The following is a 23,833-nucleotide window of genomic DNA, read 5'->3' on the forward strand; positions in this document are numbered from 1 at the left end:
CTCAATGCTTTATATGAAAAATAGATGGCTACTACTTACTGCCCCCATAGCGGGCCTGTTGCTGACACAAGGTGTACAGGCACAGCAGCCCTTGCAGGAAACGGATGCTGCTAAAGTAAAAGTAAGTGCTGCCCGCCTGCAGCGGATTGATAAAACCCTGCAACAGTATGTGGACAGCAGCTGGCTGAAAGGCGCAGTGGCGCTGATTGCCAAAGATGGTGCTATTGTATATAACAAAGCCTTTGGTACGGCTGCACCGGGTACCACTATGCAAAAGGATGCTATATTCCGCATTGCCTCCCAAACCAAAGCCATTACCAGCGTTGCGGTAATGATGCTGTTTGAAGAAGGTAAGTTGCTGCTGGATGATCCTGTTTCCAGATACATTCCCTCTTTTGCCAAACCGCAGGTGCTGGATCAGTTTAACGAGAAAGACAGCTCTTATACTACTATGCCTGCTAAAAGAGAAGTAACCATCCGCGATTTGCTTACACATACCTCTGGTATTGGTTATGCAGGCATTGGTGCTAAAAAAATGAAGGCTATTTATGCCAAAGCGCATATCCCTTCCGGTATTGGCAGCGATACTTTTCATTTGCACTACGCTATCCCCCGCCTGGGCTCATTGCCACTGGAACATAACCCCGGCGAAAAGTTTACCTATGGCTTAAATACAGATGTATTGGGCTACCTGGTAGAAGTGGTATCAGGTATACCGCTGGATCGCTTTTTTGCTACCCGCATATTTGAACCGCTGGGTATGAAGGATACGTATTTTTATCTGCCTGCTGCCAAACACACGCGCCTGGTAACCTTATATACAACAGATAAAGTAACCAGGCAGCTGGTGCCTTTTAAAGAATCTCCGGAAATGCCTGTATCAGCAGAATATGCTAAAAGAAACGGCAGCTACTTTTCCGGTGGCGCGGGGCTGGTATCTACAGTAAAGGACTATGCTATTTTTTTACAGGCATTGCTGAACGGCGGTACTTACAATGGTAAACGTATTCTGGCACCCCGCACCGTGGAGTTAATGACTATGAACCAGGTGGGCGATGTAATGGTAGGGGTAAATAAGTTTGGGCTGGGCTTTGAAATTACTACCGACAGGGGAGCTGCCAAAATAGGGGCCTCTACAGGTACTTTTGCCTGGGGCGGTTATTTTGGTACCATCTATTGGGCCGATCCTCAGAAGAAACTGGTGGGCTTGCTGTTTATAAACCAGATGCCACTTACACATGGCGAAATTCAGGATAAGTTTAAAGCGCTGGTATATCAGAGTCTGGATTAATACACCGCTGAAACATATATAAAGTAAAAATGCCGGTTGCAATAGCACCGGCATTTTACTTTATTGCGAACATTCAGTCTAGATGTCAATCGCTTCGCCATAAGCTACTGCAACGGCTTCTTTCACTGCTTCACTCATAGTTGGGTGAGGGTGAATAGCGTTCAGAATTTCATGGCCGGTTGTTTCCAGTTTACGTGCTACAGATACTTCTGCAATCATTTCAGTAACGTTGTTACCAATCATGTGTGCACCCAGGAACTCACCGTATTTAGCGTCGAAGATTACTTTTACAAAGCCATCAGTAGCACCGGCGGCAGTTGCTTTACCAGATGCGATGAAGGGGAATTTACCCACTTTAACTTCGTAACCAGCTTCTTTAGCTGCTTTCTCGGTATAACCAACGCTGGCAATTTCAGGAGTACAATAGGTACAGCCAGGAATGTTGTTATAATCGATAGGCTCAGGCTGGTGGCCATATTTCTTCTCAATAAAACCAATGGCTTCAGCAGCATTGATACCTTCTTTGGTAGCAACGTGTGCCAGCGCCTGGCCAGGAGCACAGTCACCAATAGCATAAATGCCTGGTACAGTGGTCTGGTAGTTTTTATCAACAGTTACTCTGCCTTTTTCAGTTTTAACGCCCAGCGTTTCCAGGCCAATGCCTTCAATGTTAGCGGCAATGCCTACTGCGCTTAACACCACGTCTGCTTCCAGGGTTACAGTGCTGCCGTCTTGTTTTTTAACAGTAGCCTTCACCTGTTTGCCAGAAGTGTCTACTTTTTCAACAGAAGAGTTGGTCATTACTTCAATGCCCAGTTTCTTGTATTGTTTTTCCAGTTCTTTAGAAATGTCTTCATCTTCAACCGGAACAATGCGTGGCAGAAACTCTACGATGGTTACTTTAGTACCCAGGCTGTTGTAGATGTAAGCAAACTCAACGCCTATAGCGCCGCTACCTACTACAATCATGCTTTTAGGTTGCTCAGGCAGTACCATTGCTTCGCGGTAGCCAATTACTTTTTTACCGTCAATAGGCAGGTTTGGCAGCTCGCGTGCACGTGCACCGGTTGCTATGATAATATATTTACCTTCTACTACGCTGGTTTTGCCATCAGCAGCAGTAACTTCTACCTGACCTTTTGCTTTCAGTTTACCGAAGCCCATGATTACATCAATCTTGTTCTTCTTCATCAGAAACTGAACGCCTTTATTCATTTTATCGGCAACGCCACGGCTACGCTTGATTACAGCTCCAAAATCGGCCTGTACACCTGTTGCATTAATACCATAAGCAGTGCTGTGCTTCATATACTCATACACCTGCGTACTTTTCAGCAACGCTTTTGTAGGAATACAACCCCAGTTCAGGCATATACCACCTAACACTTCTTTTTCAATGATTGCTACTTTAAATCCAAGCTGTGAGGCACGGATAGCGGCGGGATAACCTCCGGGACCACTGCCCAAAACAATTACATCGTATGCCATGGCACTAAATGATTTTATTGATAAGATGTGCGAAATTACGCGGAAGCCGTCAAATTAAAAAAATACTTACCCTGCTAACAGCTGTTGTTCACATAGGTGTGGATATTGAATATTATCCAAATTTAAGGGGGGTACAACGGGCATAGCTGATTTTGTGCTACCTTAGACCGCCGTAACAGTTTGCTGATCATACTGTTAACAATGTGTATATTATGGATAATGTTTTACAGCAATACAAGAACCTGGTAGCTATCCGGTTTCAATTGTACAACAGCCTTTTTACATCCCTGCCTTTTCACCGTATCGAGAAAACGGGGGTATTGTTATCGTTGTTCCTGATTCATTGCGAAGAAGGGTACCGGAAGCAGTTAAGTCCTGATGAAATTATTACCTCTTTTATGGAGCAGTATACGCCCTATAAAAAAGAGCAGGAAATGATGGATCTGCTGTTCCGTTTTATCCAGTACGCTGAAAGACAGGTAGTATTGTTTGATGCGCTGGAAGACGCTGCATTCTGTAATACACACGATATGAATGGGCCGGGTAGCTTAAAGCACCTTCAGTCTGAAGTAATTCAGAAAGGTAAGCAGGAAGCACTTGCGGAGAAAATGAAACGCTTTTCCATTCGCCTGGTGTTAACCGCGCACCCCACTCAGTTTTATCCGGGTGAAGTGCTGGGTATTATCAGCGATCTGGCAAAAGCCCTGGCCAATGCTGACAGTGCTTCGGTAAACGAATACCTGCAACAGCTGGGTAAAACGCCTTTCCTGAAAAGAGAAAAACCAAAGCCATACGATGAGGCGGTAAGCCTGCTGTGGTATCTGGAAAATATATTCTATCCTGCCTCCGGTAAAATACTGAGTGAGATTAAAGCACAGTTTCCTGATGCGGTAAGCGATGAAAACCCGCTGATTCACCTGGGCTTCTGGCCGGGTGGCGACCGTGATGGTAACCCGTTTGTAACGGCAGACACTACGGTAAAAGTAGCAGAATCGTTACGCCGCAGTATTATGAAGTGCTATTATCTGGAGCTGCGTAAGCTGCGCCGCCGCCTTACCTTTAAAGGTATCAGCGATGCACTGCTGGCTTTGGAAAACAGATTGTACGATAACCTGTTTGTAAAAGAGTATCCGTGTGATGTATGTGGCGGTGAAATACTGCGCGTATTGTATCAGATTAAAGAAACCCTGATTACACAGCACAACGGTTTATTCCTGTACAAGCTGGAAAGCCTGATAAGCAAAGTGCAGGTATTTGGTTTGCACTTTGCCTCACTGGACGTGCGCCAGGACAGCAGCATACACACCAAAGCCATTGAAGATATTCTGGCGCATACCAAACTACTGCCTGCCAACTATCCGCAAATGAGTGAAGACGAGAAGATTACTGCGCTGATGAACGTGCAGGAACTTACCGACATCAGTGTACTGGATGATGAGCTTACCCGCGACAGCCTGGAAACAATACGTGCCGTAAAAGGTATTCAGAAAGTGAATGGAGAAGCAGGTTGCCACCGTTACATTATCAGCCACACTACCAGTGCGCTGAACATGATGGAGGTATACGGTTTGTTTATGCTGGGCGGCTGGAAAAAGAACGAGTTATCTATAGATATTGTGCCGCTGTTTGAAACGGTAGAAGATTTACAGAATGCAGGTGCTGCTATGAAAAAGCTGTATGGTATTAAAGCCTACCGCGAACATCTGCAGGCCAGAGGTAATACACAAACCATTATGCTCGGCTTTTCAGACGGTACCAAAGATGGTGGCTACCTGATGGCTAACTGGGGCATTTACAAAGCGAAGGAAGAACTTACCCGCATTTCACGTGAATACGATGTGGATGTGGTGTTCTTTGATGGCAGGGGAGGCCCGCCGGCACGTGGTGGTGGTAAAACCCATAAGTTCTATGCCTCTATGGGACAGAATATTGCCAACAACGAAATTCAACTGACTATACAGGGCCAAACCATCAGTTCTAACTTTGGTACTATTGACTCTGCACAGTTTAACATAGAGCAGCTGATTAACGCAGGTATTTCCAACGAATTGTTTGCACAGCGTAAAACCACGCTGGAACCATCGGAAGATGCCCTGCTGAATAAGTTGGCTGAAGATAGCTTTGAAGCCTATGTGGCGCTTAAAAATCACCCTTGCTTCCTGGAGTATCTGGGCCATGCCAGTCCGCTGCGCTTCTATTCTCAAACCAACATCGGCAGCCGCCCTGCTAAAAGAGGTAACAGCAATCAGCTTAGCTTAAACGATCTGCGTGCTATTCCTTATGTAGGTTCATGGAGCCAGTTAAAGCAGAATGTTACCGGTTACTTTGGTGTAGGTACTGCTTTACAGAAAATAGAGAAAGAAGGCAGATGGGAAGATGTACAGAACCTGTACAACAAAAGCCTGCTGTTTAAAACGTTGATGGATAACTGTGAGATGTCGATGAAGAAAAGCTTCTTCCCGCTTACAGCCTTCTTATCTAAGCATCCTAAGTACGGCGAAATATGGAACCTTATTTATGGGGAGTATGAGCTGACAAAAAAATATGTACTTCGTTTATCCGGCGAATCTGATCTGATGAGCAACTACCCGGTAGATCAGTTGTCTATTCAGATGCGTGAGCGCATAGTACTGCCTTTGCTGACCATTCAGCAATATGGTATTACCAAAGTAAGAGAGTTGGATGAGCAGTTGATTGAATCGCCTGTAAAAGGTGCTTACGAGAAAATGGTAATGCGTTGCTCGTTTGGTATTATCAACGCAGGCAGAAATTCTGTGTAAGTTTTTTATAAGTATCAATAGCAAAAAGCCCGGCATTTGCCGGGCTTTTTAGTTTTGTTATGTTGATAACTGTTGGGTTAAAAATGATAGGTAGCGGCGAGTAAAAGCGTGCTGCTACTTTTGGTGAGTGTACCGTCTGATTTTTCAAATGCGTTGTTTTTAGCAGCATCTAAACGGAATTCGGGTATAATAGTAAGGTTGTCAATTTTAAAGTTGGCAGAAATGGTAGGTACCCATACATGGTTAATGCCGTGAGTAAGCGCAAAGAGATTGTCTTTGTCTTTTACATACTCAAGCCTTGCCGTTGCACCAAACCAGCTGTTGAAATCGTAGTTTGCATAACCTGCTGCACCCCACCAGGTACCGCTGGTGTAAGGATCTGCTATAGCGGGTCTTGTTTTTACATTTTGCAGGGTGCCGTTAAGCGCTAAGCTGAACTGAGAAGTGAAGGCGCCGGTTAATACCACATCTCCTTGTATTACCTTTCTCAGATCGTTTTGTTTGCCGCCTACAAAGTTCAGGTAAGCTTTGTACTTACCGTTAACGCTTCCGGTAGCAAATTGTCCCAGAAATGTTTTAGGGGCACTGTTAGCACTTCTGAGGTCAGTAGGGTTGGCTACACCTAACATTAACGAACTGGTGCCTCCCAGGCTGATGTCTGCTTTAACACCGGTATGAGAGAATGGTCCGAAAGAGAACATATAACTCATGCTGTAGTTTCTGTTCAGGTATGGGTCCAGTACCTCATAACCTACGTGTGTTGCCCAGCTACCTAAGGTAAGTTTTACAGCACTGCTGGGGGAATAAGTAACATATAATTGTTTAATGGCCAGTCGGGTATTGGCATCATTATAAGCAAACTCTTCGGCCCTGTTACCAAAGCCCAGATCGGCAACTACACCGGCTTTTCCTTTGGTGTATTCAGCCTTAAGGGACGCCATACCCAGCTCAAAAGAGTTATGCGATTTGGTAAAGCTAGTAATGCTGTTGTATTTGGGGTCGCCTCCTACAGGTGGCTTACTAAAGTTATATCTGTAATAAGCATCTGCATTACCTGATAATGTAAAGGTGCCTGCTTTAGTAGAATCCTGGGCATAAGTGCATACGGCAGTGCATGCAACAACGCCTGTTGCCAATAATTTTTGTAACATTGTGAGGATTTTTAAGTGTTAAAGAAAGGGTGTTGCATTACGGATTGCGTAGGCTTGTTCCAGAAGCGTTTCGCAGTCGTTCACGTAAAGGCAATGCCTTTTCTGCTTTCAACTATGTTAGTGTGTGTGTCTAAATGCTAAATTCCGTGTGTTATAGATGGCAGCCAACTCGGCAGTTGTTTCTCGAAGTCGTCAGTTAGTTCTTTTGGTTCGTCTGGCAGTAACAACAATCTAAGCTAATCTCATGTTTCTTCAGGCAAAAATCTACTTCTAAAACCAGAGGATGAACGGGATACGGTTGGTAGCCCGCTCACCCTTTTATGAATAAAATCCAGTGAAAAATAAGAACAGTATTAAGATTAAGATGCAACAAGTGCTATGTTCTTACCTGCATATTCTTCGTTGTGCTGTGTAGCATCTAAGCCTTCCGCTTCTTCTTCTTTACTTACACGCAACGGTAATATGAGGCCGATAAATTTAAAGATGGCAAAAGATACCACGAAGCTGAATGCAACTACAATCAACATCGCTTTCAACTGAATGAAGAAGAAAGCAGAGTTACCATAGAGCAAGCCATCAGGACCAGCAGGGTTCACTGTTTTGGTAGCGAACAAGCCAGTCATTAACATACCTACCATACCACCAATACCGTGGCAGGGGAATACGTCTAAGGCATCGTCCAGTGTTGATTTTTGTTTGTAGTATACAGCTACGTTGGAAACGATAGCAGCAAACGCGCCAATGAAAATGCTCTGTGGAATGGCTACGAAACCGGCAGCAGGGGTAATAGCTACCAGACCTACTACAGCTCCGATACAAAAACCTAAGGCAGAAGGTTTTTTACCACGAACCACATCAAAGAACATCCAGGATAAACCTGCAGCGCCTGCAGCAGTATTAGTAGTAGCAAAAGCTGAAACAGCCAGCGGACCAGCGCTTAATGCGCTACCGGCGTTAAAGCCAAACCAGCCAAACCACAGTAAACCGGTACCAATTAATACGTACGGTACGTTAGCTGGTGGAATTTCTCTGTGCTCAATGTGCGTGTGTCTGCGTTTTAATACCAGCGCACCAGCCAGTGCAGCACAACCGGCAGAAATGTGTACCACAGTACCACCGGCAAAGTCAAATACACCCATTTTAGCCAGGAAGCCGTTAGGATGCCAGCTCCAGTGTGCCAGAGGTGCGTAAACCAGCAAGCTGAACAATACTACAAACAGTACATAGGCAGTAAAACGGATACGTTCTGCAACCGCACCTACTACCAGACCGGGCGTAATAATCGCAAACATCAGCTGGAATACAGAAAACAGTAATAATGGAATAGTCAGCGGAGCACCACCCTGTAAGGCAGGAGCGCCGGAAACTACGTTTTTGAAAAACAGGAAAGTGGAAGGATTGCCAATGAAACCGCCGATAGAATCGCCGAAACAAAGGCTAAAGCCTACTACTACCCAAAGTACGCTAACGATACCCGCAGCTACCAGGCTTTTCATCATAGTGGAAATAACGTTCTTTCTGTCTACCATGCCACCGTAGAAAAATGCAAGACCCGGTGTCATCAGAAATACCAGCGCACTGGAAACTAGTATCCAGGTAATGTCTGCTGCGCTGTAAGTAGACGGATCGGTAGTGGGGGCGTCTGACTTGACAAAAATTGCGGCAATTGCAATCAACGACAAGAGTACGAAGGGTGCCACCTGCTTAATAGTGACTTTACTCATAATTGTTCTGGTTTAAATTAAAAATTAATAGATATGATCTAATTTAAATAAATGTACGACTAAATAGAGAATGTGCAAATTTTTGTACAAATATTATTTTATTTAATTTAAAGTGCTATGTAGCTATTACACAATCACTTGTAAGCTTTTACTACCTGTAAACTCCATAGTTTCTGAATTTTCAATTTTTTTAAAAAACGGGTATCTCCCTGGATTTTTTTAAATGTAAAATTTAATTAATGCATTTGTTGCTGTGAGGTAAGCTTTCATTAGCAGGGGAGGGATAAAAGCTCTGGTGTTTTGTTATAATTAAAAAGTAGCATGTGTGTTATTTTGAGTCGCATGCCGTGAATTTTAAGAAGAATGATTGGTCTAAATCATATTTTAAATGCTATATCCCTATTAAAATAATAAGTGGCTGCATCGAAAAATTATTTTTTGAAGCGACCAGGTAGTTTGCTGCTGTTGCCGGAACGTACATGTTTATGATTGCTGTAGATCTGGTGCTTAATGAGGTGTACAAGTGCATGTTTGTGGATAAACCTGGTGTTAACGGATTGTACATGCATATGATTGGTGGCCTATGTGGGGTTAATGAGGGCGCCTGCATATGGTTGCGGGTTTCCCTGGTGCTAACAGGTTGTATATTCATGTGGTTACGGGCTTACCTGGTGTCAACAGGTTAGGCATGCACATGGTTATGTACCCGCCTGGTGCCAACGAGTTGTGTATGCATATGGTTGCGGGTTCCCCTGGTGCTAAGAGGTTGTACATTCACGTGGTTGCGGGCTCGCCTGGTGCCAACGGCTTGTGTATGCATATGGTTGCCGACTCGCCTGGTGCCAAAAGATTTCACATGCACCTGGCTACGGGTGCTTCGGGTGCTGGTAGGTTATGTATTCATGTGGTTGTTGTCTTACCCGTTATAAGTGAGGTGTATATACAGGAGGTTGCGTAGTTAGCTGATGCCGGAGGTTACATATCAACGTGGTCGCGCTCTCACCTGGTATAAATAGGTTAGCTATGCATACAATGTTGGCTTTCCAAGCCCAATGGATTATCAAAGCGTACAACAGTGGCACTTACGGTAGCTAATGGGTAGTGGCAGGGCGCTTAACGGGTAGCATGAAAAGCCCACATAAAAAAAGCCATCACCTGAAAAGGTGGTGGCTTGTTGTTCAGCTATAAATCGGGAATAAAAACTAGATAACTGCCTGTAAAAGCGACTCGTCTTTTGTTTCAAGCAGCGAGCTGCCCATTAAAAACTCGTCTACTTTTCTGGCGCACTCACGGCCTTCGCTGATGGCCCATACCACCAGTGACTGGCCACGGCGCATATCGCCACAGGCAAACACTTTTGAAATATTGCTCTGGAAAGCTTTTTCACCGGCTTTTACATTACCACGGTCGTCAGTTTCCACACCCAGTTCCTTTACCATGCCTTCATGCTGTGCATGTAAAAAGCCCATGGCCAGGTAAGCTCTTTCGCAAGGGATTACTCTTTCGCTGCCAGCTATTTCAGTAAACTGGGCAGGGCGACCATCTTCTGTGATCTTCCATTCCAGGTCTACTATTTTTAAACCGGTCAGTTCGCCTTTATCGTTGCCCAGGAATTCTTTGGTAGCAATAGCCCAGTGGCGCTCACAACCTTCATCGTGCGAGGTGGAGGTTTTTAAAATCATGGGGTAGGTAGGCCATGGCATAAAAGGGGTACGGCTGGCGGCAGGCTTAGGCATTAATTCAAACTGAGTAATGCTTTTGGCGCCGTGGCGGTTGCTGGTACCTACGCAGTCGCTGCCGGTATCGCCACCACCAATTACCACTACATTTTTGCCGGTAGATTTTATTTCTTCCACAGCAATAGGTTCGTTGGCTACACGCTGGTTCTGTTGTTTCAAAAACTCCATAGCAAAGTGTACACCTTTCAGCTGACGGCCGGGAATAGGCAGGTCGCGCGGAATGGTACTGCCACCTGCCAGTACAATAGCGTGGTATTCTCTTACCAGATCGTTCACGCTAACATTCACACCTACGTTGGCATTGCAGCGGAATACTACACCTTCTTCTTCCATCAGCGCCACACGGCGGTCAATTACATTTTTTTCCAGTTTAAAGTCCGGAATACCGTAGCGCAGTAAACCACCGGGTCTGTTATCTCTTTCAAACACAGTAACGCTGTGGCCGGCATAGTTTAACTGTGCAGCAGCAGCAAGGCCTGCGGGACCGCTACCTACCACGGCAATTTTTTTACCGGTACGCACATTAGGCTTACGTGGTTTTACCAGGCCGTTTTCAAAAGCAATTTCAATAATGTGCTTTTCTATTTCTTCAATAGCTACCGGTGGCTGGTTAATGCCCAGTACACAGGCACTTTCGCACGGTGCAGGGCAAATGCGGCCGGTAAACTCAGGAAAGTTATTGGTGCTGCTGAGTATTTCGTAAGCCTCTTTCCAGCTTTTGCGGTATACGGCATCGTTAAACTCTGGAATAACGTTGCCCAAAGGGCAACCGCTGTGGCAGAAAGGCACACCGCAGTTCATACAACGGGCGCTTTGCTGATTCAGCTTTTCCGGAGAAAAACGTTCTATAAATTCATTATAGTTTTTGATACGCTCCTTAGGGGCAGTTTTGCCTGGAAGCTCTCTTGTAAATTCTAAGAATCCTGTAGGTTTACCCATCTCTAAACAGTTTTAAGAGATACCTGAAGGTGTTTGGCTGCATGCCTTCAGGTACCGCACATTTTTTACTTTTTAGTTTGCACTTTAGACTTGTCCACTGCCATTTTCTGGAGGGCTGCCTTGTAATCTCTCGGGAATACTTTTACAAAATGCTGTAACTGATTTTCGTAATCAGACAACACAAATTGTGCTACCGTACTACCGGTGTGTGCATAGTGCTGGCTGATAATTTCTTTCAGTTGCGCTGCATCTTCATGGCTAAGTGGGTCTAAGTCTACCATTTCCATGTTACAGCGTGAGGCAAAGGTGCCTGTTACATCGTAGATGTAAGCAATACCGCCGCTCATACCTGCTGCAAAGTTTCTGCCGGTAGGGCCCAGTATTACGGCTACACCACCGGTCATGTACTCACAACCATGGTCGCCTACGCCTTCTGTAACCACACGGGCACCGGAGTTACGTACGCAAAAGCGTTCGCCTGCCTTACCGCGGATATACGCCTCACCACTGGTAGCGCCATAGAAGGCTACGTTACCAATAATGATGTTGTCTTCCGGTGTATACTTCGCCTGTTTGGCCGGGTATACCACCAGTTTGGCACCGCTCAGGCCCTTGCCAAAGTAATCGTTGGCATCGCCTTCCAGCTCCAGGGTAACCCCTTTGGTATTGAAGGCGCCAAAGCTTTGGCCGGCTGTACCGGTAAAGTTGAAATGGATGGTATTATCGGGTAAACCTTCTGCTTTGTACAGCTTGGTTATTTCGTTAGATAAAATGGTACCTGCTGTTCTGTCAATGTTGCGGATGTTGAAGGAGGCGTTAACAGGCTGCTTCTTCTCCAGCGCCGGTTTGGCGGCTTCCAGCAGTTTCCAGTCAAGCACATCGCTCAGGCCATGATCCTGCTGTTCCTGGTTGTACAGGCCGGTATGGGCCGAAGCTGGCTCTCTGTACAGTACAGGAGAGAGGTTGATTTTGCTGGTTTTCCAATGCGTAATGTTCTCGCGCATTTCCAGACTTTCTACCTGGCCTACCATTTCGTTCACGGTTTTAAAGCCCAGGTCTGCCATAATCTCACGCAGTTCCTGTACCATAAAACGGAAGAAGTTGATTACATGCTCCGGATCGCCGGTAAAGCGGCTGCGCAGTTCAGGGTCCTGAGTAGCCACACCCACCGGGCAGGTATTCAGGTGACACTTACGCATCATGATGCAACCTTCTACTATCAGCGCGGCAGTAGCTACACCCCACTCTTCTGCACCTAACAGGGCAGCAATGGCAATGTCACGACCGGTTTTCATCTGACCATCGGCCTGAACTACTACGCGGCTGCGGAGTTTATTTCTTACCAGTGTCTGATGGGTTTCGGCAAGGCCTAATTCCCATGGTAAACCGGCGTGCTTGATTGAGCTGATAGGGCTGGCGCCTGTACCACCGTCATGGCCGGCAATCAGAATTACATCTGCTTTTGCTTTAGCCACACCAGCAGCAATAGTGCCTACACCTGCTTTACTAACCAGCTTTACGTTAATACGTGCAGCACGGTTGGCATTTTTAAGATCGAAGATCAGTTGTGCCAGATCTTCAATAGAATAAATATCGTGGTGCGGTGGCGGAGATATCAAACCCACGCCAGGTGTGCTGTGGCGGGTTTTACCAATCCACTCATCCACTTTATGGCCGGGCAGCTGACCACCTTCACCAGGCTTGGCACCCTGCGCCATTTTAATCTGCAGTTCGTCTGCCTCGGTAAGGTATAAGCTGGTTACACCAAAACGGGCGCTCGCTACCTGCTTAATGGAACTGCGCATACTGTCGCCATTGGCCAGCGGCTGGTAACGCACTTCATCTTCACCACCTTCGCCGGTATTGCTTTTACCGCCCAGGCGGTTCATGGCAATGGCCAGTGTGGTGTGTGCTTCCCAGGAGATAGAGCCAAAGCTCATAGCACCGGTAGCAAAGCGTTTGTATATGTTTTCTGCCGGTTCTACTTCCTCAATAGAAATAGAAGGGCGGGTACGTTTAAACTGGAACAGGCTGCGCAGGGTAGCTGCTTTCTCGCTCTGGTCGTTTACCAGTTTGGTATACTTCTTAAACGTGTTGTAATCGTTTGATCTGGTAGCGTGCTGCAGCAGGTGAATGGTTTGCGGGTTAAACAGGTGAAACTCACCTTTACGCTTCCACTGGTAAATACCCCCTACAGGCAGGCGGTCAACAGGTATGTCTTTTCTGCTGAATGCCAGTTCATGCTTGGCCAGCGATTCTCTGGCTATTTCATCCAGGCCCAGGCCTTCAATGCGTGAGGTAGCGCCGGTAAAGCATTTGTCAACTACTTCTCTGTTTAAGCCAATGATTTCGAAAATCTGTGCACCCTGATATGATTGCAGGGTAGAGATGCCCATTTTAGAAAACACTTTCAGCAGGCCATCACACACGGCTTTGATATAGTTCTTTTTCAGTGCTTCTATATCCAGTGTAGTATTCAGTTTGCCAGCCAGGTGCATATCACGTATGCTACTCAGTGCCAGGTAAGGGTTAATGGCAGTAGCGCCAAAACCTAACAAGCAGGCAAAGTGGTGTACTTCCCATACATCACCGGCTTCTACCACAATACCTACCTGGCTGCGGAGGCCTTTGCGGATAAGGTGGTGGTGTACAGAAGAAACAGCCAGCAGGGTAGGTATGGCAGCGTGGTCGCTGTCAATAGCCCGGTCGCTGAGTATAATTACTTCAAAACCATCGTTTACCGCATCTGCTGCATAGCGGCACAGGCGTTCTATACCTGCTTTCAGCGATCCTGGTTTGCCATCGGCCCTGAAATAAGTCTGCAGGGTTTTGGCCTGATAAATACCGGTATCGATACTTCTCAGTTTTTCCAGTTCGTGGTTATTGAGTACGGGATGTTTAAGTGCTACCGAGTGGCAGGTAAGCGGATCTTCTACCAGCAGGTTGCCGTTGTTGCCCACAAAGGTAGCCAGCGACATAACCATGCGCTCCCGGATAGGATCGATAGGAGGGTTGGTTACCTGGGCAAACAGCTGCTTAAAGTAATGGCTCAGGTGCTGTGGCTGATCGCTCAGTACTGCCAGCGGGGCATCGGTGCCCATAGAACCGATAGGCTCTTTGCCATCCACCGCCATAGGGGCGATAATGGTATCCAGGTCTTCGGTAGAATAACCAAAGGCTTTCTGGTATTTGAATATCTGCTCCGTTTGCAGGTGGGTGAACATTACGCGTGGCTCAGGAAGTTCTTCCAGGCGTATTTTGTATTTGTTCAGCCATTCTGCATAAGGCTTGCTGGTGCAGATGTTTTGTTTGATTTCGTCGTCGCTGATAATGCGGCCCTGCTCCATGTCCACCACAAACATTTTACCGGGCTGCAGGCGGCCTTTTTCAATAATGATAGAAGGATCTACCGGCAGGGCACCTGTTTCAGAAGCCATGATTACGCGGTCATCACTGGTAACGCAGTAACGGCTGGGGCGCAAACCGTTTCTGTCCAGCGTGGCGCCAATCATTTTACCATCGGTAAAAGAAATAGAAGCCGGACCATCCCACGGTTCCATCATAGCAGCGTGAAACTCGTAGAAGGCCTTTTTCACCGGGTCCATGTCTTCGTTGCCATCCCATGCTTCGGGTATCAGCATCATCATTACATGCGGTAAAGGGCGGCCGGTAAGCATCAGCAGCTCAATCATGTTATCCAGGCAGGCGCTATCGCTCTGGCCTTCGGTAACAATAGGCAGTACCATATCCAGCTCTTCTTTGGTAAAGTAAGGGCTGGTAAAGCTGTTTTCGCTGGTTTTAAGCCAGTTAAGGTTGCCCTGCAGCGTGTTAATTTCACCGTTGTGGGCAATGTAGCGGAATGGCTGCGCCAGTTTCCAGCTGGGGAAGGTGTTAGTGGCAAAGCGGCTGTGAACCAGACCGAATGCAGATACCACCCGTTTATTGTTTAAATCGTTAAAATAGTGCCTTACCTGGCCGCTGGTAAGCTGGCCTTTGTATACCACTGTTTTATACGATAAAGAGGCTACATAAAAGCCAATTGCGTCTTTTTTAACCGTGTTGTTAATGGTATGGCTGGCGTAGTTACGCAGTACAAACAACTTACGCTCAAATTCATCAGGATTGGTTACGTGGTCCGGACAGGCAATAAACACGTGTTCCATTTCCGGTTCTACCGAAAGGGCAGTAGCGCCAATATCGGAAGTGTTTACCGGTACCTTACGGTAAGTCAGCACCTCTAAGCCCAGCTTCTCAGCCGAACGGTTGAAAATATCGCGGCATTCTTCGCGTAAACGTATCTCTTTGGGAAAGAAAACCACACCCACGCCGTATTTGCCATACGCAGGCAGGTGTACACCCAGTTTAATACATTCATCAAAGAAGAATTCGTGCGGCATCTGAATCATAATGCCGGCACCATCACCTGTATTGTTCTCACAACCACAGGCACCACGGTGCTCCATGTTCTCAAGCACAGTTAAGGCATCAGAGATAATCTGGTGAGATTTGTTCCCTTTAATATTGGCCACAAAACCAATACCACAAGCGTCATGCTCAAAGGATGGGTCATACAACCCCTCATGTCTGTTTTGTACAGGCATATTACAATCGAATATTAAGGTGGAATAAAACAGCCGGCAATCGCTGAGCCTTAAAGTTAAGAAAAAGATTGAATAAACAATAGAAGATTTTTATTTATTCAGTGGAACAGTTGAATTTATTTCAAGGATGCTGCCTCTTATCTGAATAAAATACAAACGTGCGTTAGGATAACTGCAATTCTGTAAAAAAATAGCTGGAAGGGATAGATAGGTCTGGTACTTGTGTTTGGAAAAGTGCAAAAAGCGTACTTCCCGTGCCCGTCATGCTGGCATAAACGGCTCCCGCCTCATATAGTCTATTTTTTATATGGGCTATTTCGGGGTACAACTGCATTACCGGCGCTTCAAAATCGTTGGTAAGGGCATTGCGCCAGGTGTTTACCGGCTGCTGAATAATATCCAGGGCACTTACCGGTGGTTGCTGCGGGGTAATGAGGGAAAAGGCCTGCCCGGTGTTTACATGAATGCCGGGGTTAATAATCACCAGCGTATAGCCTTTTAAATCTACCGTTACCGGCTGCATTACTTCTCCGCGGCCGGTGGCAAAGCAGGGCTTGTTAATGATAAAAAAGGGGCAGTCGCTACCCAGTTGTAACGCGTAGGCAATCAGCTGCTGCTCTGTTAAGTTCAGGTGAAATAGCTGGTCCAGTGCTTTCAGGGCAAAAGCGCCATCTGCGCTGCCGCCGCCTAAACCGGCACCCATAGGTATGGTTTTGTGCAGGTGCATACGAACGCTGCCTATGGCGGGATAATCTTTTAACAGTAGGTGATACGCTTTTACGCAAAGATTGCTGTCCACACTACCCGCTACCGGTAATCCGGATGCTGTAAAATGAATAGCAGGGGAGGTGGTGTTTTTTTCGCCAGGTTGGGGCAGCGTTTCCAGGGCGTCACGCAGGTGTACGGGATAAAAAACGGTTTCCAGATCATGAAAACCGTCATTCCGTTTACGGATAATATTTAAACCGAGGTTGATTTTGCAGTTAGGAAAATGGACCAAGGCTATTTTCTTTTATTGATTTCGTCTCTGATGGCAATGGCACGGATATAATCCTCCTGCTCCAATACCTCTTGTAACAGCGTTTGCAGCTCTTCCAGCGATAGGGCGCTCAGGTTCTCGCGCGGGCCGGTAGTCTGGGCAGTTACCTCAGCCGGTTCTTCAATGGATACTTCGGTTTTCTTCTTCTTACCGTTGTCTTCCATCAGAATACCAGCACTTTCCAGTATATGGTCGTAGGTATAAATAGGGCAGCCAAAACGAACTGCCAGCGCCAGTGCATCACTGGTGCGGCTGTCAATTTCAACCGTGTCGTGTTCGCTTACGCAAATGAGTTTGGAGTAAAAAATACCCTCCTGCAGGTCATTTATCACAATCTCAATCAGCTCCACATTAAACGCATTCATGAAATTTTTCATCAGGTCGTGCGTCAGCGGGCGGCTGGGCTGCATATGTTCCAGCGCTACCGCAATAGCCTGTGCTTCAAAACCGCCTATTACAATAGGTAGTCTCCGTAATCCGTTTACTTCACCCAGCACAACGGCATACGAATGAGTTTGGGTAATGCTGTGCGACAGGGCTACTATTTCCAGTTCTATTTTCTTCATGGCCTTTATCCGGCAATAATTTATATATACGTTATTCAGGCAAATGTAAAGATTTAAGGGTTCAGAACCTCTTAACACTTCTTTCAATTTTCCAATCACTATCCTGTTTCACAATAATCAAACCTTAAACCATTTTTAGCATGATTACCAAACCTTTACTGCGGTTTATAGCTGTAATCAGCCTGTTTTTACCGGCTGCACCGTTAAAAATAAAAAAGAAGGGTATGAGGAAGTGGCAATTCCCGTTGAATTTAAACTAAACGGCTGGTATATTGGCAATCTGTTATCTGAAGGCATAATCCGGGTTAAACTGCCGGAACAAACCATGCCCGAAAAGCGCACCGCCATGGTAAAAATGCAGTAAGCCTGCTTACTCATTCAGCCACTGTTTAAACAGGCCGGCTTTTTCCCGGCTTACAAAAATGTCATCATCGGCACATTTGCGCAGGCGCAGTTTCAGCTTACCGTTAAAGTGCGTGATAATTTTGTCTATGCTGTCTGAACAGGCTATGTATTGCCTGTTCAAACGGAAAAAGCGGGAGGGGGATAATGTTTTTTCCAGATCGTCCAGCGTATCGTCAATAGCATATTCGCTGCCATCAATAGTATGTGCATAAGCCTGTTTGCCCTGCGCCCTGAAAAACAATACATCCTCTGTATAAATACTTTCAAAGCCCTCGTGGGTTTTTACCAGCAGCCTTTTTTTCCAGTTGCCTGTACCCGTTACCGGAATTTGTTGCAGCAGCCTGTCTATTTTCCGGTGCAACAGGTCTGCTTCGCCGGCACCGGTGGTAGTATAATGCGTGTGGTATTTGGCAAAGGCGCTTTCCAGTTCGCCACGGTCTATAGGTTTTAACAGGTAATCAATACTGTTTACCTTAAAAGCCCGCAAAGCATATTCATCATACGCCGTAGTAAATATTACCGGTGCGGTAAGGGTGGTTTGTTTAAATATATCAAAGCTTATACCGTCACTCAGCTGAATATCCATCAGCACCAGGTCGGGTGCTTCGTGGCTGTTTAACCAGGCCACGGTATCTGCCACGCTTTCCAGTATTGCGGTTATCCGGCAATCGGGCATAAGGCTTAGTACCAGTTGCTGCATCTGCCGTGCAGCGGCGGTTTCATCTTCCACTATCAGTAGTTTCATAAATAAGTAATGGAATTTTTACAATAAACTGTTGCGGGGTTTCCTGTACCAGCACCGGCTGCCCCGTAATATGCCGGTAGCGTTGCTGCATGTTAGCTAAGCCAATGCCGTTGCTGCTGTCAATAGCTCTTTTTACCTGTAATGTATTGGCTACACACAGGTATTGGTCCTCTGCATAAATACGTATATGCAATGGCCGTGCAGTAGATATTTCGTTGTGCTTAATAGCGTTTTCAGCCAGCATCAACAGGCTATGGGTAACTATCTGTGCCTTCCGGTTATGGTCCGGTAACTCCACCGTATAAAAAAGTTTATTAATAAACCGTTGCTCACATACCTGCAGAAAAGAAAGAGTTACCTGTAGTTCCGATTCCAGATCTACCGTGTTTTTATCGGCATACAGTAACGAGTAGCGGAATACCCGTGCCAGCTGATGCACAAACTCCACGGCTTTATTACTGTCTTCCTGTATCAGCGAGGTAAGCGTATTAAATGCATTGAAAAGAAAATGTGGGTTTACCTGGTTTTTCAGGGTTTCGTACCGGCTGGCCAGCACCGCCTGCTGTAACGAGGCGGTTTCGGCAATACCCTTTTTCCACTGGGCTATAAAGTAGTTAACGCATACAATCAGCGTCATAATAACCGTAATGAGTACAGACATGGTAATATCACTTGTAAGGTACTTGGGGTTTATGCGTACGTTAAACAACCAGCTTACCAGCTGGCCGTACAGCAGCATCAGCAGGGCCCCGTATATAGCAGCACAAAGCAGAAAAAGAATAAAGCTGCGGGTGGCATGGTTACGCCAGTCGAAAAACTTTTGCAGCAGGGTGTTCAGCAACCAGGTAAAGCTAAACCACCCCAGCGTGGCTATACCCAGCGAAAAGCCAATGCCTGTTTTCCAGTTACCGGTACCTGCCAGGTAAGCCCTGCCGTTAGCCATCAGGTTAACGGCAAGTACAATAACATATGCAATCAGCAGCTGTTTCAGGTATTGCCTGGAAAACGGGGAAAGGCTCATAACTGCTAATGTAAATGATTATTTATTAAGAAAAGGGGCCGCCCAGGCCGAATGTCGAATCAGCACCAGGTACTGATAATGCATGCCGGCAGGGTTGTTCAGCTTTAGCCAGGCACCTGGAGGTAAGGGCATTTGTGTATCCATAAATCCGGGAAACTGTTGCATGGCAGGGCCTGCTTGCTGCATATCAAAAATAGTAATGCTGTGGGGGCGGGTAATAGCTTTCAGCATATCGCAACCTTTAATTTTCATCAGCATACCATCCTGCGACAGTACATCCGTTTTCAGGTACTGGTGCGTGCCGGATTGGTTGGGTATGGTTGGCAATTTATCCTGTGGCAGCACACCTGGGGGAAAAGGCATTGCATTCATAGTAGCGTCTATCATAATATCGCTATCCATATACAACAGGTTAAGAGATACCATCTGATCTTTTACCGGCAGTGCGGAATTTTTCAGGCGGCCTGCAAAAGCATACCGGTCGTTCACCTGATCCTGAATGGTATGGTAAAAGCCCAGAAAGCCGTACATAGGGGCGTGTTGCAGCTGCTGGTAATAAGCCGTATAGTTATTTACAAACTGCTGCTCGCGGCTACCGTTGGTAAAATACACCAGCAGGTTATTTACCAACCGGGTAAAATCGGTAAAGTTGTTTTGCAAAGCGGTTTGGTAAGGGGCTGCATGGGTAAGCAATTGTGTTTCCAACGCCTGTAACTGCGTGCTGCACGTGGCTTTTACAATGCTATCGGCGTGCAGACTGTTATAAACACTATCTACCAGCGGCAGTTGCTGCCATTGTTTATCGGCCAGTAAACGATCAAAATAGGCAATGTTCAAAGGCAGTTGTTGTATTTTATCAATACCCCATATGGTAATCTGCTGCTTACGTGGCAGGCTGCGGTTCCAGGTATACAGTTGCTGTAGTTTATGGTAGTAGTCTGTGTTACCCCATTGCGCTCCGGTTTTTACCCAGTAGTTAAACACAGTATCCAGGTGCTGCATTTTACCCGTTTGCAGATACTGGTTAAAATGCCAGGCCTGTGCAGCATCTACTTCGGCTATGTAGTGGCGTACACCGGCTTTCTGATGCAGGTGCTGAAACAACGCCAGATCCAGATCGTGTGCTTTCTGGTAGCCGTGTATTTCGCCGGTAAGAAATAGTTGTTTGTGGTAAAAGCTATCGGGAAAAGAAAAGGGATGGGCTGCGTTCAACGCTACTTCGTGCTTATGTTGTTGCAGATATTGCTGAAGCGCCAGTGAATCCTGTGCGTAGGAAAAGGATAGAGAAAAAGCAAGGGCGATAATCAGGTAGAAGGCTTTCATGTGTTGCTGTTTTGATACAGCGAAATTGAAACATCTTCTACCTGATTACAAGGGTGGCAGCTTCAACCGTAGAAAAACGGGAGTGAACCGTAGGTTAGGCAGTAATATGGTTGGCCCACTTTTCCAGCATCACCACCATGGCCCTTAAATCAATAGGCTTACTCAGGTAATCGTTCATGCCGGCCTGCAGGCACTCTTCCCGGTCGCCGGTAAGGGTGTTGGCAGTAAGGGCTATAATTACCGGTTGCCTGCCCAGGCTGCGTATTACATGCGTGGCTTCAATGCCGCCCATCTCGGGCATCTGCACATCCATCAGTATCAGATCAAATACCTGTTTGCTTATTATATCAATTACTTCCAGTCCGTTGTTGGCTACCTCGGGTGCATAACCCAGGTTCTGCAGTGCGGCAGTAATTACATGCTGGTTCATCAGGTTGTCTTCCGCTACCAATATGCGTAACGGGTGCCGCTCTGCAAAGCCCGCCGGTAACAGTTCTTCCGGCTCCTGCAATTGCAGATCGCGCATTTCTATATGAAAAGCTTTTAACAAATGGTTGTCCAGCACATGCCCTTTTACCGGCTTGGCCAGCACAGAGCTGAACAGCGAAAGGTGGTTTTTAGCAGGTTCGTTACCTACACCACTCATTAGTATTACCGGCGTACCGGGGTACTGTTGTTTTATCTGCCGGGCCAGGTGTATAGCATCTTCGGGCGGGGTAAGAATATCGGTAAGCACCAGTTCAATATCCCGGTGGTTCTTCATCTGCTGCAAAGCCTCTTTACCCGAGGCGGCGGTAACACAGCGCAGCTTGCGGTTTTCCAGCAGGCTTATCATCAGCAAACGGCTGGCAGTGTTATCTTCCGCTACCAGTATTTTTTTACCCGATATATCGGCCATTACCGTATCCAGCGGGTTCGGTTTTGCTTTGTGTATAGCATGGGTTTGAATGGTAAAAGTGAAGGAAGAACCTTTACCAGCAGTGCTGGCAACCTGTATATGGCCGCCCATTAACCGCACCAGTTTTTCAGAGATGGCCAGGCCCAGTCCCGTGCCGCCATATTTGCGCGTAGTAGAACTATCCAGCTGCGAAAATGCTTTAAACAGCAGGCTCTGTTTGTCTTCTGCAATACCAATACCCGTATCGGTAACCGTAAAGCGCAGGGTGATATTGCCATCCGGCGCTGTTTCCTGCACCAGCACGTCTACCGAAATTTCGCCCGATGGGGTAAACTTCAATGCATTGCTTACCAGGTTGGTAAGTACCTGCCTTAAGCGCAGGCCATCGCCCGCTATCTGGTGGGGCACATCTGCATGTATCTGGTATACCAGTTCCAGCTTTTTCTGTGCCGCGCGCGAGCTGAATATATCCAGCACGTCTTCAATGCACGATTGCAAATCAAACTCTTCCTGTTCCAGCTCCAGCTTGCCCGATTCTATTTTAGAAAAATCAAGAATATCGTTCAGTAAACTCAGCAGACTTTCTCCACAATTAATAATAGTATTGGTATAATCGCGCTGCTGCTGGTTCAGTGGTGTACCGGCCAACAGGGCCGACATGCCCAGCACACCATTCATTGGCGTACGTATTTCGTGGCTCATAGTGGCCAGAAAAATACTTTTGGCCTGGTTAGCCTGGTTGGCCTGTTCCGCTTCGCGGCGGGCCTGGTCGGCATTCAGGTATGCCTGCTGCAATTCCCGGTTGCTTTGGGTAAGTTTTTTGTTGGCCCTGCTCAGGTTTTCTTCGTTCTTTTTTCTTTCCTCCGATAAACGTGCTTCTTCCTGTAAATGCTGCATGGCCAGTATCTGCTGCAGTTGTATCTCTGTGTACTTACGCATCTGGTAAGCCCACAGGCCACAGATAAAAAAGATAACAGCAGCCAATAGTATATGAATGGCAAAAGTAGACAGTTCAAAGTATTCCATCTGGCTGAAGTACACTTCCTGGTAGCCGTTGTTCTGCAAATAGCTGAACACGGCATGGTGCACCAATACTATCAGCATAATAGGTATCTGCAGCCTCCATTTCTGGTAGGTGATAAGTAAGGCGCTGCCTATAAATGCAAAAAAGTGCATTTCAAAAAGCCCGTGCATCTGGTATATGAACTGAGCCATAAATATGCCCAGCACACTACTTAATACATACTGGTATAGATTAGACTGGGGCAGCAGCAGTTTGGCAGAGTAGTAGGCAGTAAGGCATAGGCTGCCTACGCCAATAGCTATCAGCCACGTATCATAGTAAAAGGCCAGTAGCAAGCCTATTACAAAAAAGCCAGGTAAGAAATAGTTCATTAACCTGTCTGACCGTTCTTTTACATTTCTATGTAAGGCCATGGTATGAGCATGTTGTGGATTGGTATGAAGGGAATTTACTTGTGTTCCTGTCATTTTTTACAAGAGTTCGGGAGTTGACATCCATAGGCCTTTGTTGCCTCCGGCGCTACCGGTACAATGGTATTATGCAGCAGGGCATTCAGGGCTATTTCAGCGTAATTTGTTTGTATATCAGTACAATAGCGGCTTTTATTATAGTTGCCACGAAAATGCAGTTGCCGGTACCCGTTCAGTATAACCGCCTGGGGGGTAGCGTATACACCGCAGGCAGTGGCAAGAGAAGTGTCGGTTAATACCGGCACATTTACATGAAAGCGTTGCTGTATCTCTTCCTGCGTATACTTTTTGCTGGTCATTAACACAATGGCAAAGCTGGCCTGTTTACCATATTTATTGACCAGCGAAGCAAAATGGGGGATATTAAAACGGGAGCAGGGGCAGTCGGGATTGAAGAAATGCAGCAATACCGGTTTGTTGCCATTCATCGCAATAGCCGCAGGCAATACCACCGGCGTTCCGGTGGCTACAGGTTTATAACCGGCAGGTACAGGAGTAGGCAGGGCATATACCCATTCATTACGCCAGAACAGCGCTATCACTCCGCAGAGTAAAACAAGTAACCAGGCAATTACCAATTTTTTTCTCATGCCCCATGTCCGTTTTGAAAAAATAGAGGGTATGTTCTC

General features: G+C 46.4%; 15 protein-coding genes. 3 read left to right on the forward strand and 12 right to left on the reverse strand.

All coding sequences use genetic code 11. The features are described 5' to 3' along the window. Window positions 1–13 precede the first annotated feature (13 nt). The gene (locus IEY13_RS01680; protein WP_188950052.1) at window positions 14–1,291 is read left to right on the forward strand and encodes a serine hydrolase domain-containing protein; all 1,278 of its coding nucleotides are present in this window, start codon (window positions 14–16) and stop codon (window positions 1,289–1,291) included. Window positions 1,292–1,369: 78 nt separating this feature from the next. Here the strand turns inward: IEY13_RS01680 and lpdA are convergent, their stop codons facing one another. Then, a complete protein-coding gene (gene lpdA / locus IEY13_RS01685; RefSeq protein ID WP_188950055.1) occupies window positions 1,370–2,779 on the reverse strand; it encodes a dihydrolipoyl dehydrogenase in 1,410 nt (469 codons plus the stop codon). Between the two features lie 212 nt (window positions 2,780–2,991). Between lpdA and IEY13_RS01690 the strand changes: the two genes are divergently transcribed. Beyond that, a complete protein-coding gene (locus IEY13_RS01690; protein ID WP_188950057.1) occupies window positions 2,992–5,559 on the forward strand; it encodes a phosphoenolpyruvate carboxylase in 2,568 nt (855 codons plus the stop codon). Between the two features lie 77 nt (window positions 5,560–5,636). On the opposite strand, the gene IEY13_RS01695 is transcribed toward IEY13_RS01690, so the two are convergent. Together IEY13_RS01695 and IEY13_RS01700 are read right to left on the reverse strand one after the other, a co-directional pair. Continuing rightward, window positions 5,637–6,710, reverse strand: coding sequence for an outer membrane beta-barrel protein (locus IEY13_RS01695; RefSeq protein ID WP_188950059.1), 1,074 nt, complete (start codon window positions 6,708–6,710; stop codon window positions 5,637–5,639). Window positions 6,711–7,069: 359 nt separating this feature from the next. Further along, window positions 7,070–8,434 (reverse strand): ammonium transporter, encoded by a 1,365-nt coding sequence (locus tag IEY13_RS01700; protein WP_188950061.1) that lies wholly within the window; start codon window positions 8,432–8,434, stop codon window positions 7,070–7,072. 688 nt (window positions 8,435–9,122) lie between these two features. On the opposite strand from IEY13_RS01700, the gene IEY13_RS01705 reads away from it, so the two are divergent. Continuing rightward, on the forward strand, window positions 9,123–9,392 hold the full coding sequence (locus IEY13_RS01705) for a hypothetical protein (RefSeq protein ID WP_188950063.1): 270 nt from the start codon (window positions 9,123–9,125) through the stop codon (window positions 9,390–9,392). Window positions 9,393–9,636: 244 nt separating this feature from the next. Here the strand turns inward: IEY13_RS01705 and IEY13_RS01710 are convergent, their stop codons facing one another. The 9 genes from IEY13_RS01710 to IEY13_RS01750 form a co-directional block, all read right to left on the reverse strand. Continuing rightward, window positions 9,637–11,112, reverse strand: coding sequence for a glutamate synthase subunit beta (locus tag IEY13_RS01710; protein WP_188950065.1), 1,476 nt, complete (start codon window positions 11,110–11,112; stop codon window positions 9,637–9,639). Between the two features lie 65 nt (window positions 11,113–11,177). Then, window positions 11,178–15,713, reverse strand: coding sequence for a glutamate synthase large subunit (gene gltB, locus IEY13_RS01715; RefSeq protein ID WP_188950067.1), 4,536 nt, complete (start codon window positions 15,711–15,713; stop codon window positions 11,178–11,180). Between the two features lie 163 nt (window positions 15,714–15,876). Continuing rightward, on the reverse strand, window positions 15,877–16,713 hold the full coding sequence (gene ispE / locus IEY13_RS01720) for a 4-(cytidine 5'-diphospho)-2-C-methyl-D-erythritol kinase (RefSeq protein WP_188950069.1): 837 nt from the start codon (window positions 16,711–16,713) through the stop codon (window positions 15,877–15,879). A 2-nt stretch (window positions 16,714–16,715) separates the two neighbouring features. Further along, on the reverse strand, window positions 16,716–17,318 hold the full coding sequence (locus IEY13_RS01725) for a bifunctional nuclease family protein (protein ID WP_188950070.1): 603 nt from the start codon (window positions 17,316–17,318) through the stop codon (window positions 16,716–16,718). Window positions 17,319–17,688: 370 nt separating this feature from the next. Beyond that, window positions 17,689–18,468, reverse strand: coding sequence for a LytR/AlgR family response regulator transcription factor (locus IEY13_RS01730; RefSeq protein ID WP_188950073.1), 780 nt, complete (start codon window positions 18,466–18,468; stop codon window positions 17,689–17,691). Next, window positions 18,443–19,489 (reverse strand): sensor histidine kinase, encoded by a 1,047-nt coding sequence (locus tag IEY13_RS01735; RefSeq protein ID WP_188950075.1) that lies wholly within the window; start codon window positions 19,487–19,489, stop codon window positions 18,443–18,445. The genes IEY13_RS01730 and IEY13_RS01735 overlap by 26 nt, the downstream gene beginning before the upstream one ends. Before the next feature lie 18 nt (window positions 19,490–19,507). Beyond that, window positions 19,508–20,812: a TraB/GumN family protein gene (locus IEY13_RS01740; protein ID WP_188950077.1), complete on the reverse strand. Its 1,305-nt coding sequence runs from the start codon at window positions 20,810–20,812 to the stop codon at window positions 19,508–19,510. Between the two features lie 94 nt (window positions 20,813–20,906). Beyond that, on the reverse strand, window positions 20,907–23,147 hold the full coding sequence (locus IEY13_RS01745) for a response regulator (protein ID WP_188950079.1): 2,241 nt from the start codon (window positions 23,145–23,147) through the stop codon (window positions 20,907–20,909). A gap of 50 nt (window positions 23,148–23,197) precedes the next feature. After that, window positions 23,198–23,794, reverse strand: coding sequence for a DUF6436 domain-containing protein (locus IEY13_RS01750; RefSeq protein WP_188950081.1), 597 nt, complete (start codon window positions 23,792–23,794; stop codon window positions 23,198–23,200). Between the last annotated feature and the right edge of the window lie 39 nt (window positions 23,795–23,833).

Source organism: Filimonas zeae, from assembly GCF_014641615.1.
In the GTDB taxonomy this organism is placed as follows: Bacteria; Bacteroidota; Bacteroidia; order Chitinophagales; family Chitinophagaceae; genus Filimonas; species Filimonas zeae.

Coding starts and splice junctions, on each gene's coding strand:
- IEY13_RS01680 (WP_188950052.1), top strand. CDS start 14: ATGAAAAATAGATGGCTACTACTTACTGCCCCCATAGCGGGCCTGTTG.
- lpdA (WP_188950055.1), bottom strand. CDS start 2,779: ATGGCATACGATGTAATTGTTTTGGGCAGTGGTCCCGGAGGTTATCCC.
- IEY13_RS01690 (WP_188950057.1), top strand. CDS start 2,992: ATGGATAATGTTTTACAGCAATACAAGAACCTGGTAGCTATCCGGTTT.
- IEY13_RS01695 (WP_188950059.1), bottom strand. CDS start 6,710: ATGTTACAAAAATTATTGGCAACAGGCGTTGTTGCATGCACTGCCGTA.
- IEY13_RS01700 (WP_188950061.1), bottom strand. CDS start 8,434: ATGAGTAAAGTCACTATTAAGCAGGTGGCACCCTTCGTACTCTTGTCG.
- IEY13_RS01705 (WP_188950063.1), top strand. CDS start 9,123: ATGCACATGGTTATGTACCCGCCTGGTGCCAACGAGTTGTGTATGCAT.
- IEY13_RS01710 (WP_188950065.1), bottom strand. CDS start 11,112: ATGGGTAAACCTACAGGATTCTTAGAATTTACAAGAGAGCTTCCAGGC.
- gltB (WP_188950067.1), bottom strand. CDS start 15,713: ATGCCTGTACAAAACAGACATGAGGGGTTGTATGACCCATCCTTTGAG.
- IEY13_RS01725 (WP_188950070.1), bottom strand. CDS start 17,318: ATGAAGAAAATAGAACTGGAAATAGTAGCCCTGTCGCACAGCATTACC.
- IEY13_RS01730 (WP_188950073.1), bottom strand. CDS start 18,468: ATGAAACTACTGATAGTGGAAGATGAAACCGCCGCTGCACGGCAGATG.
- IEY13_RS01735 (WP_188950075.1), bottom strand. CDS start 19,489: ATGAGCCTTTCCCCGTTTTCCAGGCAATACCTGAAACAGCTGCTGATT.
- IEY13_RS01740 (WP_188950077.1), bottom strand. CDS start 20,812: ATGAAAGCCTTCTACCTGATTATCGCCCTTGCTTTTTCTCTATCCTTT.
- IEY13_RS01745 (WP_188950079.1), bottom strand. CDS start 23,147: ATGGCCTTACATAGAAATGTAAAAGAACGGTCAGACAGGTTAATGAAC.
- IEY13_RS01750 (WP_188950081.1), bottom strand. CDS start 23,794: ATGAGAAAAAAATTGGTAATTGCCTGGTTACTTGTTTTACTCTGCGGA.